13 protein-coding genes are annotated in these 16,341 nt (G+C 65.3%); 3 read left to right on the top strand and 10 right to left on the bottom strand.

From position 1 onward, the window contains the following. Positions 1-144: 144 nt before the first annotated feature. Together ACVI1L_RS14725 and ACVI1L_RS14720 are read right to left on the bottom strand one after the other, a co-directional pair. Complete coding sequence (locus ACVI1L_RS14725; protein ID WP_456783186.1) at positions 145-1,383, bottom strand: CaiB/BaiF CoA transferase family protein; 1,239 nt, start codon at positions 1,381-1,383, stop codon at positions 145-147. Next, positions 1,370-2,071 carry a haloacid dehalogenase type II gene (locus ACVI1L_RS14720; RefSeq protein ID WP_456783185.1) on the bottom strand — a complete coding sequence of 234 codons (702 nt, stop codon included), beginning with the start codon at positions 2,069-2,071 and terminating at the stop codon, positions 1,370-1,372. Before ACVI1L_RS14720 ends, ACVI1L_RS14725 begins: the two co-directional genes overlap by 14 nt. A gap of 95 nt (positions 2,072-2,166) precedes the next feature. Here ACVI1L_RS14720 and ACVI1L_RS14715 point away from each other — a divergent pair, with 95 nt between their 5' ends. Then, complete coding sequence (locus tag ACVI1L_RS14715) at positions 2,167-3,069, top strand: LysR family transcriptional regulator (RefSeq protein WP_456783184.1); 903 nt, start codon at positions 2,167-2,169, stop codon at positions 3,067-3,069. Here ACVI1L_RS14715 and ACVI1L_RS14710 read toward each other — a convergent pair. Then, positions 3,066-4,475 carry an MFS transporter gene (locus ACVI1L_RS14710; protein ID WP_456783183.1) on the bottom strand — a complete coding sequence of 470 codons (1,410 nt, stop codon included), beginning with the start codon at positions 4,473-4,475 and terminating at the stop codon, positions 3,066-3,068. The genes ACVI1L_RS14715 and ACVI1L_RS14710 overlap by 4 nt on opposite strands. Before the next feature lie 298 nt (positions 4,476-4,773). On the opposite strand from ACVI1L_RS14710, the gene ACVI1L_RS14705 reads away from it, so the two are divergent. Beyond that, entirely contained in the window at positions 4,774-5,943 is a 1,170-nt protein-coding gene (locus ACVI1L_RS14705) for a YXWGXW repeat-containing protein (protein ID WP_168856602.1), read from the top strand. 115 nt (positions 5,944-6,058) lie between these two features. On the opposite strand, the gene ACVI1L_RS14700 is transcribed toward ACVI1L_RS14705, so the two are convergent. The 4 genes from ACVI1L_RS14700 to bioB form a co-directional block, all read right to left on the bottom strand. Continuing rightward, a complete protein-coding gene (locus ACVI1L_RS14700; RefSeq protein ID WP_456783182.1) occupies positions 6,059-7,321 on the bottom strand; it encodes an adenosylmethionine--8-amino-7-oxononanoate transaminase in 1,263 nt (420 codons plus the stop codon). Then, positions 7,318-7,950, bottom strand: coding sequence for a dethiobiotin synthase (bioD, locus tag ACVI1L_RS14695; protein WP_168856604.1), 633 nt, complete (start codon positions 7,948-7,950; stop codon positions 7,318-7,320). Before bioD ends, ACVI1L_RS14700 begins: the two co-directional genes overlap by 4 nt. Further along, complete coding sequence (locus ACVI1L_RS14690; RefSeq protein ID WP_456783181.1) at positions 7,947-9,101, bottom strand: 8-amino-7-oxononanoate synthase; 1,155 nt, start codon at positions 9,099-9,101, stop codon at positions 7,947-7,949. The genes bioD and ACVI1L_RS14690 overlap by 4 nt, the downstream gene beginning before the upstream one ends. A 65-nt stretch (positions 9,102-9,166) precedes the next feature. Continuing rightward, complete coding sequence (gene bioB / locus ACVI1L_RS14685; protein WP_456783180.1) at positions 9,167-10,162, bottom strand: biotin synthase BioB; 996 nt, start codon at positions 10,160-10,162, stop codon at positions 9,167-9,169. Between the two features lie 124 nt (positions 10,163-10,286). Between bioB and ACVI1L_RS14680 the strand changes: the two genes are divergently transcribed. Beyond that, complete coding sequence (locus ACVI1L_RS14680; RefSeq protein ID WP_057015362.1) at positions 10,287-10,925, top strand: GntR family transcriptional regulator; 639 nt, start codon at positions 10,287-10,289, stop codon at positions 10,923-10,925. A gap of 228 nt (positions 10,926-11,153) precedes the next feature. Here the strand turns inward: ACVI1L_RS14680 and greA are convergent, their stop codons facing one another. The 3 genes from greA to ACVI1L_RS14665 form a co-directional block, all read right to left on the bottom strand. Then, the gene (gene greA / locus ACVI1L_RS14675; protein WP_076824576.1) at positions 11,154-11,636 is read right to left on the bottom strand and encodes a transcription elongation factor GreA; all 483 of its coding nucleotides are present in this window, start codon (positions 11,634-11,636) and stop codon (positions 11,154-11,156) included. A 79-nt stretch (positions 11,637-11,715) separates the two neighbouring features. Then, the gene (locus ACVI1L_RS14670) at positions 11,716-14,862 is read right to left on the bottom strand and encodes an efflux RND transporter permease subunit (RefSeq protein ID WP_456783179.1); all 3,147 of its coding nucleotides are present in this window, start codon (positions 14,860-14,862) and stop codon (positions 11,716-11,718) included. Beyond that, the gene (locus ACVI1L_RS14665; protein ID WP_456783178.1) at positions 14,859-16,094 is read right to left on the bottom strand and encodes an efflux RND transporter periplasmic adaptor subunit; all 1,236 of its coding nucleotides are present in this window, start codon (positions 16,092-16,094) and stop codon (positions 14,859-14,861) included. Before ACVI1L_RS14665 ends, ACVI1L_RS14670 begins: the two co-directional genes overlap by 4 nt. Positions 16,095-16,341: the final 247 nt, after the last annotated feature.

Below are 16,341 nucleotides of genomic sequence, written 5' to 3'. Positions count from 1 at the left end.
GATTGCGCCATCCAAATTCTGTATCTTGGAAAGCGAGTTCTTAATTCCCGCGGACGGGCGCGCTTGATCAGGTAAAGGCCAGGACTGTGCTACGCGCCATTTCGCCGCACGTTGGGCGGCGCGGCGCGACCGCAGCGGCGTCGCTCACATCGACGATCGCACGAACGTCCGTCCAAAGTCGCCGAACGCGCCATCGACCGCTGACCTCTCGAGCCGATCGTCGCTCCAGCCGAGCCATTCCGCAAACACCTCGCCTGTGTGTTCGCCGAGCATCGGCGGCGGCGTGGAAGGTGGCGGCGGTTCGTCGCCGAACCGCGTCGGCCTCGCGATGAACTTCACATCTCCCGCGGCCGGATGGCTGATGGTCTGGACCATTCCGCGCTGCGTGAGTTGAGGCGTTTCGCAGACCTCGCCGACCGACTTGATCGCGCCGCACGGAATGCCCGCCGCGCCGAGCGCCTGCAGCCAGTCGGCACGACTCCTCCGCGCGAAGATCGGCGAAAGGATCGCGACGAGCTCGTTTCGGCTCGCCGCGCGGTTCGGAGCGGTTGCGAAGCGGATGTCTTCGCGCAGCTCCCGACGGCCGACGACGCCGCAAAACGCCGCCCAGAACTTGTCGTTCGCGACCCCGACATTGATCCAGCCGTCACTCGCCTCGAACGGTTCATACGGGCTGATGGTCGGATGGACATTGCCGCGGCGCTTCGGGCTTTGTCCCGAGGCGAAGTACATGCCGGCGTTGAACGTCAGCAGCGATGCCATGGCGTCGAGCATGGAGACGTCGACTCGGCCGCCCTCGCCGGTGCGGCTCTTGCGCATCAGGGCGGCCAGCACCGAATGCGACGCATAGAGACCCGTGACGAGGTCGGCGATCGACGTGCCGACCTTGGTCGGCGGTCCGTCCGGATCGCCGGTGATGTCCATCACGCCGGATTCGCCTTGAAGGATCAGATCGTAGCCGGGGCGCGCGGCGTCGGCGCCGGTGCGACCGAATCCCGAGATGCTGCACAGGATGATGTCGGCCTTGCGGGCGCGCAACGCGTCGAAGCCGAGCCCCCATTTGTCCAGGGTACCGGGGCGGAAGTTCTCGATGACGACATCTGCGACGGATGCAAGATCGAGCACCGCGTCGCGCCCGGCCGGCGACTTCAGATCGATGGCGCAACTTCGCTTGTTGCGGTTCACCGACAGGAAGTACGCACTCTCGCCGCCGATGAAGGGGGGTCCGTAACGGCGGCTTTCGTCGCCTTGACGCGGATCCTCGATCTTGACGATGTCGGCACCGAGATCGCCGAGCTGCATCGTGGCAAACGGGCCGGAGACCACCCGGCAGAGGTCGAGGACCCTGATGCCCGACAGCGGCTCGCGATCAGACGATCGCATCGGCGAGGTCCTTCATCGACGGCACCAGGATATCAGGCTGATGCGGCGTGATGCCGAACGGGCGGCTGCGCCGATCGATGAAGGCCGTCCGCATGCCGGCGGACTTGGCGCCGATGCAGTCGAAGGCATGATTGGCCACGAACAGCACCTGCGCCGGCTTCACGCCCATGATCTCGGCCGCTTTGGTGTAGGTCGCGACATGCGGCTTGAACGAATTGGCCTCCGCCACCGAGATCACGCGATCGAACGGGACCTTGTGGTATTGCTTCGCGGTCTCGAGCATGTCCGGATCGCCGTTCGAGAGCACGATGAGCTTGTACTTGCGTTGCAGCCGCGCGAGCGCGTCCGGCACCTCCGGAAACGGCACCAGCTTCTCGATCTCGCCCACGAGGTAACGCACATCGTCCATCGTGTAATCGATCTTCGCGCGATCCATGACGTGGGCAACCGCGCGGTGCCCGATCTCGCGATAAGGCGTGTGCTCGCGATGCAGCAACGCATCGATCATCGAGTTCTCGAAATGCGTGCGACGCCACCACGTGACGAAGGAATCCGGATCGCCCCTCCAGCCCTTCTTCTCGAGGAACGGCGTCGCGATCCTGGTCAGGCCGCCCTGCATGTCGACGACCGTGCCGTACTGGTCGAACATGCAGATCTTCACGTCGCGCTTGATCGTCTCAAAGCTCATTGATGCCCTCCTTGGTCCTGATCGATTGATACGCCCTGCGCCATCATGGATGAAATGGATTTGTTATCTTTCGTCATTCACGATATGAATGATGGATGAACCTTCGATCCATCGACCTCAATCTGCTCGTCGCGCTGGACGCATTGCTGACCGAGCGTCACGTCACCAAGGCGGCGGATCGCGTCGGCCTCAGTCAACCGGCGATGAGCAATGCGCTCAACCGGTTGCGCGCGATGTTCAAGGACGAACTCCTGGTGCGGACCACGACCGGGATGAAGCCGACGCCCCGCGCCACCGAACTGGCGGAGCCGCTGCGCCAGGTCCTGCGCCAGGTCGAGCGCGTGATGGCGAGCGACGCCGGCTTCGATCCAGACCGGACCGAACGCACCTTCACGATCAGGATGTCGGACATTCTCGCGTGCCTGCTGCTGCCGCGACTCGCCGCAGCGCGGCCGCCGGAGGGGCGGATCTCCTACAACACGATCCATCTGCCGCCCGCCCTGACGAGCGATGCGCTCGAGCGGGACGAGATCGACGTCGCGGTGAGCATGGGGCTCGAGCATTCCGCATCGATCCGTTCCGAGACGCTGCTCCGCGACCGCATGGTCTGCCTGATGCGACGCGGACACCAGATCAAGCGCGCACGGCTGACTTTTGAGCGCTTCATCGCGCGGGAGCACATGAAAGTCTCGATGAGCCCGACCGATCTTCGCTTCGTCGACGACGTGCTCGCCGAACGCGGCCATCGAAGACGCATCGCCCTGAACGTGCCGCATTGGCTGGTCGTGCCCCATGTCTTGAAGAAGACCGATCTGCTCGCGGTGATGCCGAGGCACCTCGCGACCGTGCTGATGGACGATGATCTGAGGATGGAGGAACTGCCGTTCGAATCCGCGCCGTTTGACTGGATGTTGTACTGGCACCGCAGATACGATCAGAGCAACGCGAACGGCTGGCTCCGCGACCGGATCAGGGCGGCGTGCTCCGACCTGAACTAGGCGCCGAGGTCCGCCGGCCTCCGCGCCACGGGCGATTGACGTGCTGCCTCGGCGTCCGTGACGGCCGATGCGTCCTCTAAAGAGCGCCCCTTGGTCTCGAAACCGAACACGAGGAAGACCACGGCCTGGAAGACGAGGATGCCGGCCAGGGTCGTCAGCACGCCGGTCAGCCCCTGCCAGGCGAAGATCGCAACCACGACGTATTGAACCAGCGCGGTCGCGATGCGTCCGGATGTGGCGCAGATCGCCGTGCCGCGAAGCCGATACCGCGTCGGAAACAGTTCGGGGACGTGCATCGCGAACCCGGTCGCCAGCATCACGTAGATCGCCGTGATCAGCAGGAAGCCCACACCCGCGAGCGCAACGCCATCCGGCATGTATGGATAGGCGATACCGAGCGCCGCTGCCGCAATCGACGAACAGACGATCGACAGCCTGCGTCCGAGCCGGTCCGCCAGCACGAGCCCGATCAACGATCCGACCGGGCCGCCCAGCGCCATCACCGTGGTGTAGCCCAGCGAGGAAACCACGCTGTGGCCGCCCTTGACCATGAAGGTCGGCAGCCAGCCGATGAACCCGTAGAGGCTGAAGCCGACGACGATGTGCAACAGGCTGCCGAGCAGCGTGCGCGCGAGATACGGCGGCTGGAACAGACGCCAGACCGCGCCGGGAGACTCCTGCACCGGCGCGCGGGCAGCGACGGCAGGCAGTGTCGCCTTGCGCGCGGCCTCGACTTCGATCGCCGACAGGATCTTCTCGGCTTCATCGGCGCGTCCGTTGGCGGCGAGCCAGCGCGGCGATTCCGGCATCGACTTGCGCAGAATCCAGACGACCATCGCAAGGCAACCGACAAGGCCGAACATGTAGCGCCATCCAAGCGTCGGGATCACCCACAGGCCGACCATCGACGAGACGAACAGCGAGAAATTGGTGATCACCGCCAGCAGCCCGATCCAGCGCCCACGCGAGGAAGCCGGCACGAATTCCGTCAACGTCGCGTAGCCGACCACGATCTCTGCGCCGAGGCCAATGCCGATGATGAAACGCAGGCCGATCAGGACGATCATGTTCGGCGCGAAGGCCGCGGCGATCGAGGCGAGGCCAAAGATCGCGAGGTTCATCTGATAGGAGAAGCGGCGGCCGAACCGATCGCCGAGGATACCGGAGCACCACGCGCCGATCGTCATCCCGACGAAGGTCGCGGAGACGAATGCGGCGTTGAGCTCGAGCGTCGACCAGCCTTCCTTGAGCACGGCGCCCAGCACGCCGCCGGCCAGATAGATATCGAACGCGTCGAGGAACATGCCGGCGCCGATCAGGGCCATGATGCGCCAGTGGAATCCGCAGATCGGCAGCCTGTCGAGGCGCGCGCCCGCGTTGATGTCGATGTCGGCGGATCGCGCCATGCCAAACCTCCCTGCCCGGCCTTTGGCAGCCGGATGCTCCGGGCACCGATTGATGACGCGCAGGGGGTCGTCGTCCAATTCAAATCGAAAATTCGACTATTTGGCGCAGTGATGAAGCTGACGAGACCGCATGATCGCGTTCCATCCTGACACCGAGCTGACTTGCATTCGTTGTCGTTAACGATCCCGCCGTCGCTCGATCTCGAAATCACGGTGTCAGCACAAACATTCACAACGGGTTCATGTCGCCGCCACTATTCGACTCCAACGCTGGGGGAAGAAGATTGGAGTATGTGCCATGCGCCGCATCGCCGGACTGCCTTTCGCCCTGGCTCTCAGCCTCTGCTGTCTTTCACCACCACACGCTGCGCGCGCGCAGCTTGCCATCGGCATCACCGTCAATGCGGCGCCGCCGCCATTGCCTGTTTATGTCCAGCCGCCGATCCCCGCGCCGGGCTACATCTGGACTCCGGGCTATTGGGCATGGAGCGACGACACCGGCTACTACTGGGTGCCCGGCACATGGGTGCTTCCGCCGGCGCCGGAATTGCTGTGGACCCCCGGCTATTGGGGCTGGAGCGACGGCGCCTACGCCTTCCACGCCGGATATTGGGGTGCGACCGTCGGCTTCTACGGCGGCATCTCTTATGGCTTCGGCTACACCGGCGTCGGCTATGAGGGCGGCTACTGGCGCGGCGGCAGCTTCTTCTACAACAGCTCCGTCAACAACATCTCGAACGTCTCGGTCACCAACGTCTACAACAAGACCGTCGTCAACAACACGACCAACGTCAGCTACAACGGCGGCACCGGCGGCACCACGGTGAAGCCGACGCCGCAGCAGCTCGCGGCCCAGAGCGGGCACCACATGGCCGCGACCGGCGAGCAGACGCGACACGCGGAAGCGGCGATGAAGAATCCGGCGCTGACGCTCGCCAACAACCATGGTCATCCGGCGGTCGCCGCGACCGCGCACGCAGCACGGTTCAGCGGCGCCGGCGTGGTGGCCGCGCGCCCGGGCAAGCCGATCGCGGCGCCGCCGCCCCGACATGCGCAACCCACGGCCGCACACGCCTTGCCAACGGGACATGCTCTCCCGACGGGGAATGCTCCGCCGCCAGGACATGCCCTGCCGACAGCAAATGCTTCGCCGGCCGGACACGCTCTACCGACGGGGAACGCTTTGCCGCCGGCACACGCCTTACCGCCGGGACACGCCTTGCCGACTGCGCATGCTCTCCCCGGCACCGGCGCACATCCCGCACCCGCGCCGCACGTCGCTCCGCCGGCGTCAAGACCGCAGCTCGTGCAGCATGCACCGCCGCAGCCACGCGCGGTCGCGCATCCACCGGCACCGCGCGTCGCGCAAGCGGTTGTGCATCGGCCCGCGCCGCCGCATGTGTCACGACCGGCGCCACGGCCGCATCCTGCTGCGAGGCCGCGTCCGGCGCCACACCAACACTCATGATCGGGCTCATCGGCGTGCCTGCAAGGGCACGCCGATCTCGTATGAGACCCCATCGCGGGCACCACGGCCCGCGATGCAATCATCAATCCCTGACCTTTGGGCGCGAAGCGCGTCGTCAAGCCAGCGCGTCGGCCGCGCAGCTGATCCCGTCGTAGATCTCCTCAAGATCCGCCTCCGTGACGCAGTAGGGCGGCATGACGTAGATCGTGTTGCCGAGCGGCCGCAGCAGCAGATTGCGGCGTTCGAAGAAGGCCTGAAGCTTTGGGCCGATGCCGGCGAGATAGCCCGCATCACTTGCCTTCAGATCAAGTGCGGTGATGGTCCCGGTGCGGCGGACGTTCTCGAAGCGCGCGTCGGCGCGGAACGGTGCGATCAGGCGCTCCTGCATCGCAGCCACCACGGCTGTGCGCTCGCCCGCGCCGTGTTGCCAGAGCTCGAGGTTTGCTTTTGCAGCGGCGCAGGCGATCGGATTAGCCGTGTAGGAGCTGGAGTGGAAGAAGGTGCGCGAACGATCGCTGGAATAATGCGCGTCGTAGATCTCGGCCCGGCAGAGCGTCACCGCGAGCGGCAGCGAACCGCCGGTGAGGCCCTTCGAATAGCAGGCGATATCGGGCCTGACGTCCGCCTGCTCGCAGGCGAACAAGGTGCCGGTGCGGCCCCAGCCGGTCATCACCTCGTCGGCGATGAACAACACGCCAGCGGCTGCGCAGATGCGTTTCATTTCCTTCAGCACCCAGGGCGGATACATCAGCATCCCGCCCGCACCCAGGATCAGCGGTTCGACAATGAACGCTGCCGCGAATCCCTTCCTGCACGCGGCTTCGAGCGCGTCGAGCGTCGTCTGTTCATGGCCAGGCGCCGGAAACGGGATCGACACGACGTCGAACAGCAGCGGCTCGTAAGCCTTGTTGAAGACGCCGCGCGCGCCGACCGACATCGTCCCGACCGTGTCGCCATGGTAGGAGTTTTCCATTACGATGATCTGCGTGCGCGTCGCGCCGATATTGTGCCAGTAGCCGAGCGCCATCTTCAGCGCCACCTCGACGCTGGTCGACCCAGAGTCGGAGAAGAACACGTAATCGAGCCCATCGGGCGCCAGCTTCAACAGCCGCGCGGCGACCTGCTCGGCCGGATCGTGGGTGTGGCCCGCGAAGATGATCTGGTTGAGCTGCTCCGCCTGGTCCTGGATCGCGCGCACGATGTGCGGATGGCAATGGCCGTGGGTCACGACCCACCAGGATGCGATCGCATCGATGATGCGGCGATCATCCGCGGTGTAGAGATAGGCGCCCTCCCCACGCACGATCCTCGTCATCTCGCCGTGCAGCGCGTGCTGGGTGAACGGGTGCCAGATCGGCGACTTCCGAGCGGATGTCATGGATTGAAATCTTCCCGCCGGAACGACGCCTTGAACGCTGCCTGCAGCGTGTCTGCCGCAAGCGGAGCAAGCCAGGGCAACCGGCCTAGCCGGCGCACCTGCCCGATCTCGCAGATCGCGCGCTCGCTCTCGGGATTGCTCTCGCCGATGAATGCGATCCCGTGAATGTCGATCCCGCGCGTGCGCAGCGCCTCGACCGACAACAGCGAGTGATTGATGGTGCCGAGCGCGGTGCGGGCGCACAGCACGACCGGCAGGCGCCATCGCGCGAAGATATCGATATAGAGCGTGTTGCCGTCGAGCGGCACCATCAGCCCGCCGGCGCCCTCGATCACCAGCGGACGGTCCCCGGCATCGGGCACGCCGAGCGCGGCAGCGTCGATGCGCACGCCGTCGAGTGCGGCAGACTGATGCGGCGAAGCCGGCGTTCGAAGCCGGTAACGCTCCTGCACGATGCGATCCGCCGGGAGCCCGCCAAGCCGTGCGACCAGTTGCGCATCGGTTTCCTCCTCGAGGCCGGCCTGAACCGGCTTCCAGTAGCGCGCGCCGAGGAAGCCGGCGAGGCCCGCGGAGAACACCGTCTTCCCGATCCCGGTATCGGTGCCGGTGATCACGATCCGGCTCGTCATCGCGACCAGCCTTTGGTCTCGTCGACTAGCGCGTCGAGCAGCGCGCGCACGTCGTCCTCGTCGACATTAAGGGTCAGCGCAATCCGCAACCGGGCAGAGCCTGCCGGCACGGTCGGCGGCCTGATGCCTCTGATATCGAAGCCGCGCGCCTGCAGCGCAGACGCCAGCTGCATCGCACGCGCATTGTCGCCGACGATATAGGGCACGATCTGCGAGCGCGACGGGCTGCGCCAACCGCGCAGGTCGAGCTCGCGATGCGTGAACGCGACCAGTTTTGCCAGGCGCTGCTGATGCACGGGCTCCTGCTGCAGGATCAGCAGCGCCTCGCGCACGGCGACGGCCACAAGTGGCGACGGTGCAGTGGCGAAGATGAACGGGCGGCAGCGATTGACCATGAAGTCGCGCAGCACGGTCGAAGCGGTGACCAGCGCGCCGGCGGCGCCCAGCGCCTTGCCGCAGGTATGAACGATCACGAGGTTCTCGCGCCCCTCATAGGACGCCGTCAGCCCACGCCCCTGCTCGCCATAGACGCCGGTGCCATGCGCCTCGTCCACCATCAGGAACGCGTCGTGCCGGTCCGCGATGGCGACGAGGTCGTCGAGCGGCGCGACGTCGCCATCCATGCTGTAGACGCTTTCGACCACGATCCAAGCCCGGCCCGTGCCGCCCTCGGCACGCCAGCCGCGAATGGTGTCTTCGACCGACTGGGGATCATTGTGCGCGCTGATCCGGAATTCGGCCCGGCCGGCCCGCACGCCTTCATGGATGCTGGCGTGCACGAGAGAATCGAGCACCAGGAGATCGCCGCGCTGCGGCAGCGTCGTCAGCACGGCGAAATTGGCGACATAGCCGCCGCCGAAGAACAGCGCCGTCTCGGCTCCAAAGAACGCGGCGGCTTCGGCCTCTAGCCGTTCGTGCTCCTCGCAATTGCCGCGCAGCAGCCGCGACCCACCGGCGCCGATCGGTGTGCCGGCCTCGAGCGCGGCCGAGACCGCATTCTTGATGCGCGGCGCGTTCGCGAGCGCCAGATAGTCGTTCGAGACGAAATCGATGCCTGCGCGCGGCTTGAGACCGCGCAGCCGATCGTCCTTGCTCAGGGCGTGCAAGGCCGCGGCGTAATCAGCGACCTTGGCCGCATGGATTGCGCTCATGCTTCTCTCTCAGATTTGTAGTTGGTCGCGCGGCGAATCCCGCCGCGCGCGTGCCGGAGTTGCGCTCAGGCGAGGGCGGAGTTGATGCCGAGCCGGTCCAGCAAATCGGCGTCGCGATCGCGCTGCGGGTTCCTGGTGGTCAGCAGCACATCGCCGATGAAGATCGAATTCGCGCCGGCGAGGAAGCACATCGCCTGCAGCTCGTCGGTCATGTATTGCCGTCCGGCCGACAGCCGCACCACGCTCTTCGGCATCATGATCCGCGCAGTGGCAACCAGACGCACCAGCGCGATCGGATCGGGCCGTTCCGCGGTGTCGTTGACCGGAACGCCATTGACCTCGTTCCACAGATTGATCGGCACGCTCTCCGGATGGCTGGGGAGATTGGCAAGCAGCATCAGCATGCCGAGCCGGTCATCGACCTGTTCACCTATGCCGATAATGCCGCCGCAGCAGACCTTGATGCCGGCGTCGCGCACATGCGCGAGCGTATCGATGCGATCCTGCAGGGTGCGGGTGGTGATGATCTTGTCGTAGAACTCGGGCGAGGTGTCGACGTTGTGGTTGTAGAAATCGAGCCCGGCGTCAGAGAGACGCTCGGCCTGCTTTGGCGTCAGCATGCCGAGCGTGACGCAGGTTTCCATGCCGAGGCCCTTCACCGCGCTGACCATGTCGCAGACCTGATCGAGATCGCGGTCCTTCGGGCTGCGCCAGGCCGCAGCCATGCAGAAGCGGGTTGCGCCGGCGTCCTTGGCGCGCTGCGCGACCGCGACCACTTCGTCCCGCGGCATCAGGCGAGTGGCCTTCAGGCCGGTGTCGTAATGCGCGCTTTGCGAGCAGTAGCCGCAGTCTTCCGGGCAGCCGCCGGTCTTGATGCTGAGCAGGCTCGCGGTTTCGACATGGTTCGGATTGAAGTTGGCGCGATGCACGCCTTGCGCCTGAAACATCAAATCCGCGAACGGCAAATTGTAGAGTGCTTCAGCCTCGGTACGGTCCCAGGTCTTGCGGGGCGCTGCACCGGTGCCGCTGTCGGTCCGTTCGATTTCCACGACATCAACCATATGGCTTGCTTTCTCGTTTGCTGTGCACCATAGATAATCTGGCATATTATCTATGATCTGTGGACTTAGAACGATGCTAGCCGAGCCAGGACGCGCGCGCACCCGTTTTTACGATAGATAATCTATGACGAGCGAAGGCGAGAACACGACCACCGCGGGGCGCATCGCCGAAGCGATCGGCGAGCGCATCATCAACGGCGAATTGCTGCCGGACGCGCCGCTGCGGCAGGATCATGTCGCGCGCGAATTCCATTCGAGCCACGTGCCGGTGCGCGAGGCCTTCAGGCAATTGGAGGCGCAGCATCTCGTTGTTGCGGTGCCGCGACGCGGGGTGCGGGTCGCGCCGCTCGACACCAGGTCGGTGAAGGAAATCGCCGAGATGCGCGCCGCGCTCGAGGTGGTCGCGTTGCGCAATGCCGCCCCCAGGCTCACATCGGCCCATCTGGCACGGATCGAACTCGCCATGATCCAAGGCGACAATGCCGAGACGGTGCAGGATTTCGAGATGGCCAATCGCGCCTTTCACCATGCGCTGGTGGCGCCGTGCGCGATGCCGCGGCTGCTTGCCAGCCTCGACGGCCTGCAGCTTGCGAATTCGCGACTGGTGTTCGCGATGGCGCGCAACGCCGGCTGGCGGCCGCGGCCGAGCCAGGATCATCGCGTGATCCTGCAGGCGCTGCGCGCACGCAACATCGAACAGGCCTGCAGCCTGCTGGCGCGGCATATTCAGACTATCGAGCGGCTTGCCCTGCCGGCAGCGTGATCACTTTGCTCCGAATCGAGCGGCGGACTCCGGTTCACCTCGCCCCGCGTGCGGGGAGAGGTCGGAACGCATCGGCAGATGCGTTCCGGGTGAGAGGGGGGTCTCCGCGAGAGTATCTGTCTCCGCGTGTGCGGAGGCAGCCCCTCACCCCAAACCCTCTCCCCGTAAGAACGGGGCGAGGGGACGCGCCGCCTTTGCGACCGCCATTCAATCTAATCCCATCACTCTCTAAGCGATCGCGACGATCTCCAGCTCCTGATCGCCCGAGCCTGCGACGTCGCCCAGGGCTTTGCCCATCAGCGACCTCGCTACCGGCGAGACAAAGGAAATCGAGCCTGCCTTTGGGTCGGCTTCGTCCTCGCCGACAATGCGATAGGTCTGCACCCGCCCGTCGGCGCGGCTGAAAGTCACCGTGCTGCCGAAGGCAACAGTTTCGGTGGAAGCAGGGTCAGGCACGACCTGCGCGGTGCGGAGCCGCTCTGTGAGATAGCGCGCGTCGCGCAACGGAACCGCCGACTGCCGCCGCCGTTCGTTGACGTCGTCCAGCTGCTGCGCGGCCTCAAGGGCCTCGCGTGCCGCCTGGAGCTCACGCTCCAGCGCCTTGCGTCCTGCTTCGGTCACCAGGTTGGGATGCGGCGAAATGGGGCGGTCCGGCAACAGCGTTTCGGACGCGGTCTCGGCACTTTCTTCCTTGGTGAAGGCAACGCTCAATCCAGAACTCCATCGATGAGGCCAGCAGCATAGACCCGCCCCACGCGCCTCCCTAATGCGCGAAGGGATTAGGCAGGATCTAATGCGAGGCAGGCTGTTCCGCCTTGGTCCGTCTGCCGAAGCGGTTCTTTACACCCTCGCGCCAGCCCTGGAAGGTGACGAACAGCATCGGCACCAGGAAGATGCCGACCGAGCTTGCGGCGAGCATACCGCCGAACACCGCGGTGCCGACCGCACGGCGGCTGATTTCCGCGGCACCGGTCGCGACCACCAGCGGCACCAGGCCGAGGATGAAGGCAATTGATGTCATCATGACGGCGCGGAAGCGCATTTGCGCGCCCATCGTCGCGGCCTCCGCGATCGGCTTGCCGGCCTCGCGCTGCTCCTTGGCGAACTCGACGATCAGGATGCCGTTCTTGGCGGCGAGCGCGATCAGCACCACGAGGCCGATCTGACCGTAGAGATCGAGGTTGAGGCCCGCGAGCTTGATCGCAAGATAGGAACCGAACACGCCGACCGTGACCGATAGCAGCACGGGAATCGGGATCGTCCAGCTCTCATACAGCGCGACCAGGAACAGATAGGCAAACAGCACCGCGAGGCCGAGAATGATGCCGGTCTGGCCGGAGGCCGCCTGCTCCTGATAGGCCGTGCCGGTCCACTCGTAGGAATAGCCGGAAGGCAGCGTCGACTTGGAGAGCTCGGCCATCGTCGCGATCGCGGTGCCCGAGGACACGCCCGCCGCCGGGCTGCCGTTCACGGTGACCGAACGATAATTGTTGTAGCGCGTGATCACCTGCGGTCCGGTCACGATGCGCAGGCTTGCGATCGAACGGATCGGCACCATCTCGCCGCCGCTGTTGCGCACATAGATCTGCCAGATGTCGGGGATGTCGCGGCGGTTGGCCGCGTCGCCCTGTACATTGACCTGCCAGGTGCGGCCAAACAGGTTGAAATTGTTGACGTAGATGCCGCCGAGCGTGGCCTGCAGCGCGGTGAAGACGTCGGCCATGTTGAGGCCGAGCGCCTGCGCCTTGGCGCGATCGATGTCGAGATAGACCGACGGGTTGGTCGCGGTGAAGGTCGAGAACACGCGGGCCAGATTTGGATTGCGGTTCGCAGCACCGATCAGCCCGCCCATCACGCTGCTGAGCGAAGCCGGATCCTGCCCCTCCAGCGCCTCGAGCTGATATTCGAAACCGCCGGAGGTCGAAAGCCCGATGATCGGCGGCAGGTTGAACGGCAGCACCGAAGCCTGGCGAATCTGCGATCCCCCAACGAAGGTCTGCCCGATCGCAGCCTGCACCGAGTCGGTGACGGCCTTGCGATCGGCGAACGCCTTCATGCGTGCCACCATGAATGCCGAATTCGGCTCGCTGGCACCGTCGAGTAGCGAGAAGCCGATGATCGACAGCACATGGTCGATCGCCGGATTCTTCTTCAAGAGTGCCTCGACCTGCTTGGTGACCTCGCTGGTGCGTGCCACCGACGCGCCGTCGGGCAATTGCACCGCGATGAAGAAGGCGCCCTGATCCTCCTCAGGCAGGAAGCCGGTCGGCGTGATCTTCGACACGCCGAACACCGCGCCGGCAAACACCAGCACCGCAACCAGTGACAGCACCGCCACACGAACCAGCCGTTGCACCACGCCGGCGTAGCGGTCACGTACCCAGTCGATGCTGCCGAGCACCCGTCCCATGATGCCGCGGCGCGGCCCGCCATGACGCAGGAACACGGCGCACAGTGCCGGCGACAAGGTCAGCGCATTCAGCGCCGAGATCACCATCGCGGCGCTGATCGTCACCGCGAACTGGCGGAACAGCGTGCCGGAAATGCCCGGGATGAACGCGATCGGCACGAACACCGAGAGCAGCACCAGCGAGATCGCGATGATCGGCGCCGTGATCTGGGCCATCGCCTTCTTGGTGGCGTCGGCCGGCGACAGCTCCGGTTCCTCCTCCATGACGCGCTCGACGTTCTCGACCACGACGATGGCGTCGTCGACCACGATGCCGATCGCCAGCACCATCGCCAGCAGCGAGACCGTATTGGCGGAATAGCCGAGCGCCAGCAGCACCGCGAAGGCGCCGATCAGGCTGACCGGAACCGCGACCGCGGGGATCACCGTGGCGCGCAGATTGCCGAGGAATAGGAACACCACGATCACGACGAGCACGAAGGCCTCGCCGAGCGTCTTCATCACCTCCTTGATCGTATCGGAGACGAATGTGGTGGAATCGTACTGCACGAGATAGGTCAGCCCCGGCGGAAACCGCTCCGACAGCCGCGCAAGCGTGGCCTGCACCGCCTTGGCCGTGGTCACCGCATTGGCGCCGGGCGCGAGATAGATGCCCATCGGCACGCCGGGATTGCCGTCGATCCGCGACTCCGAATCCATGTTCTGCGCGCCGATCTCGACACGAGCAACGTCCCTGATCCGCAGCACCGAGCCATCCGGATTGGCCCGCAGCACGATGTCGCCGAACTGCTTGGATGTCGTCAGGCGGCCCTGCGTCTGCACATTGAACTGGAACTGCTGGTCATTGCTGATCGGACGCGCGCCGATGCGGCCGACCGGTGCCTGCACACTTTGCGCCCTGATCGCGGCGATCACGTCCGACGGCGCCAGGTTGAGGCTGGTCAGGCGCTGGGTGTCGAACCAGATCCGCATCGAGTAGTTCAGCTTCGCGAACAGCGAGGCCTGTCCGACACCAGGCGTGCGCGAGATCGCGTCCAGCACGTTGATGATGGCGTAGTTGGTGATGAACAGCGGATCCTGATCGCCGCTCTTGCTGTACAGCACGATGAATTGCAGCACCGCCGAGGATTTCTTCTGCACGGTCAGGCCCTGCGCCTGCACCTCGGTCGGCAATTGCGCGAGCGCGCTCTGCACGCGGTTGTTGACGTTGACGGTGTTGATATCGGGATCGGTGCCGAGCGCAAACGAGACCGTCAGCGTGTAGCTGCCGTCATTGCCGCTGGTCGACTTCATGTAGAGCATCTTGTCGACACCCACGACCTGCGCTTCCAGCGGCTGGGCGACGCTCGATTCGACCACTTCGGCCGATGCGCCGGGGAATACGGCGGAGACCGTGACCTGCGGCGGCACGATGTCCGGAAACTGCGCGACCGGAATCTGCATCAGCGCCAGCGCGCCCGCGATCGTGATCACGAACGCGATGACGATCGCAAGCCGCGGACGATCGACGAAGACGGCAGAAATCATGGGTTATTGCCCGTCGATTTCGGCGCGCTGCTCGCGCCGCCATCCGCCGAAACCTTCATGCTCGACTGGATCAGCGCGCTGACGGGCCCCGGCGCCACCACCTCGCCCGGCTTGACCTTCTGCAACCCCTCGACGACGACCTTGTCGCCGAGCGAGATGCCACCCGTCACCGCCGCAATCGTTGCGGTCGATTGCCCAAGCTGGATCCGCCTTTGCTCGGCCTTGTTGTCCGCGCCGACGACATAGACATATTCGCCTTGCTGGTCCGACAGCACCGCCGAACGCGGGATCGCGAGCACCTCGACCGGCTGCACGCCTTCGAGGAGAACGGTCACGAACTCATTGTCGGTGAGTTCGCGGAGCGAGCCGCCGGCCGCGACGGAGGTATATGTCGGCGGATTGGGGATGGTGCCGCGCAGGGAGATGGTATCGGTGTTCTGCGCGATCGTGTTGTTGACGAAATTCAGCTCGCCGGTCTTGTCGAAGAGCCGGCCGTCCGGCAACCGCAGGCGGATGACGACGGCCTTGAAGCCGCCGCGCGTCGCATAACGGTCGCGCAGATCGAGCGCCTCGCGCACCGGCACGGGAAAGGTGACATACATCGGGTCCTGGCTGACGATGGTCGTCAGGGTTCCCGAGCTCGGCGTCACGACGTTGCCCTCGGTGACCGCGGTGCGTCCGATCCTGCCGTCGATCGGCGAGTGGATCATGGTGTAGTCGAGATTGATCTGGGACAGGTCGACCTGCGCCTGCGCGGCCTGCACCTGTGCCTCGAGGCTCTGCTGGTTGGCGACCGCCGCATCAACATTGGATTGCTGGCCGGCCGGGCCGCCCATCAGGGCCTTGGCGCGATCGGTGGTCAGCTTGGCGTTGACCAGCGTCGCCTGCAATTGGGCGACCTGTGCCTTCTTCGATGCGAGATCGGCCTCGAACGGTCCGCGCTCGAGTTGATACAAGAGATCACCGGCCTTGACCTCGGAGCCCTCGACAAAGTTCCGCTTGTCCAGGAACGCGGTCACACGCGCCACCACGTTGACGCGGTTGGGGGCTTCGATGCGTCCGAGAAATTCATTGGTTTCGGTGGTCGGCCGCTTCACCGCCTCGAACACGCCCACGGCAGGAGGCCCGGGCGGCCCCGCCTGGGCATGGGCCGCCGATACTCCCGCCGCCATTAGTCCCGCCGATACGAGAAACCCTGCCAAGCCACCGAGCATGCGTTCCGTACCACTCATGCAGTCCAACCCTTCGGCTACCAACAGACGCTACGAGACGGATATGACGTCGAGTTCCCTCAGACCCGAAGGTCAGGATGGGCAGTGCGTTGCAGCAGATCATAACGCGGCCAATCCGACAATGCTGTAAGCTGATCGCGATCGTTGCGCCGATCCCGACGACAGCCAGCTTTGTGAAGCGCTGCGACGCCACCATGACACAGCCATTGCGGCCGCGCGGACCGGCTCAGTGCATGCCGCCGTCGCC

The sequence above is a fragment of the Bradyrhizobium sp. USDA 4516 genome, assembly GCF_054055915.1.
This window is presented reverse-complemented; position numbering and strand designations above follow the sequence as displayed.

Coding starts and splice junctions, on each gene's coding strand:
- ACVI1L_RS14725 (WP_456783186.1), bottom strand. CDS start 1,383: ATGCGATCGTCTGATCGCGAGCCGCTGTCGGGCATCAGGGTCCTCGAC.
- ACVI1L_RS14720 (WP_456783185.1), bottom strand. CDS start 2,071: ATGAGCTTTGAGACGATCAAGCGCGACGTGAAGATCTGCATGTTCGAC.
- ACVI1L_RS14715 (WP_456783184.1), top strand. CDS start 2,167: ATGAACCTTCGATCCATCGACCTCAATCTGCTCGTCGCGCTGGACGCA.
- ACVI1L_RS14710 (WP_456783183.1), bottom strand. CDS start 4,475: ATGGCGCGATCCGCCGACATCGACATCAACGCGGGCGCGCGCCTCGAC.
- ACVI1L_RS14705 (WP_168856602.1), top strand. CDS start 4,774: ATGCGCCGCATCGCCGGACTGCCTTTCGCCCTGGCTCTCAGCCTCTGC.
- ACVI1L_RS14700 (WP_456783182.1), bottom strand. CDS start 7,321: ATGACATCCGCTCGGAAGTCGCCGATCTGGCACCCGTTCACCCAGCAC.
- bioD (WP_168856604.1), bottom strand. CDS start 7,950: ATGACGAGCCGGATCGTGATCACCGGCACCGATACCGGGATCGGGAAG.
- ACVI1L_RS14690 (WP_456783181.1), bottom strand. CDS start 9,101: ATGAGCGCAATCCATGCGGCCAAGGTCGCTGATTACGCCGCGGCCTTG.
- bioB (WP_456783180.1), bottom strand. CDS start 10,162: ATGGTTGATGTCGTGGAAATCGAACGGACCGACAGCGGCACCGGTGCA.
- ACVI1L_RS14680 (WP_057015362.1), top strand. CDS start 10,287: ATGACGAGCGAAGGCGAGAACACGACCACCGCGGGGCGCATCGCCGAA.
- ACVI1L_RS14670 (WP_456783179.1), bottom strand. CDS start 14,862: ATGATTTCTGCCGTCTTCGTCGATCGTCCGCGGCTTGCGATCGTCATC.
- ACVI1L_RS14665 (WP_456783178.1), bottom strand. CDS start 16,094: ATGAGTGGTACGGAACGCATGCTCGGTGGCTTGGCAGGGTTTCTCGTA.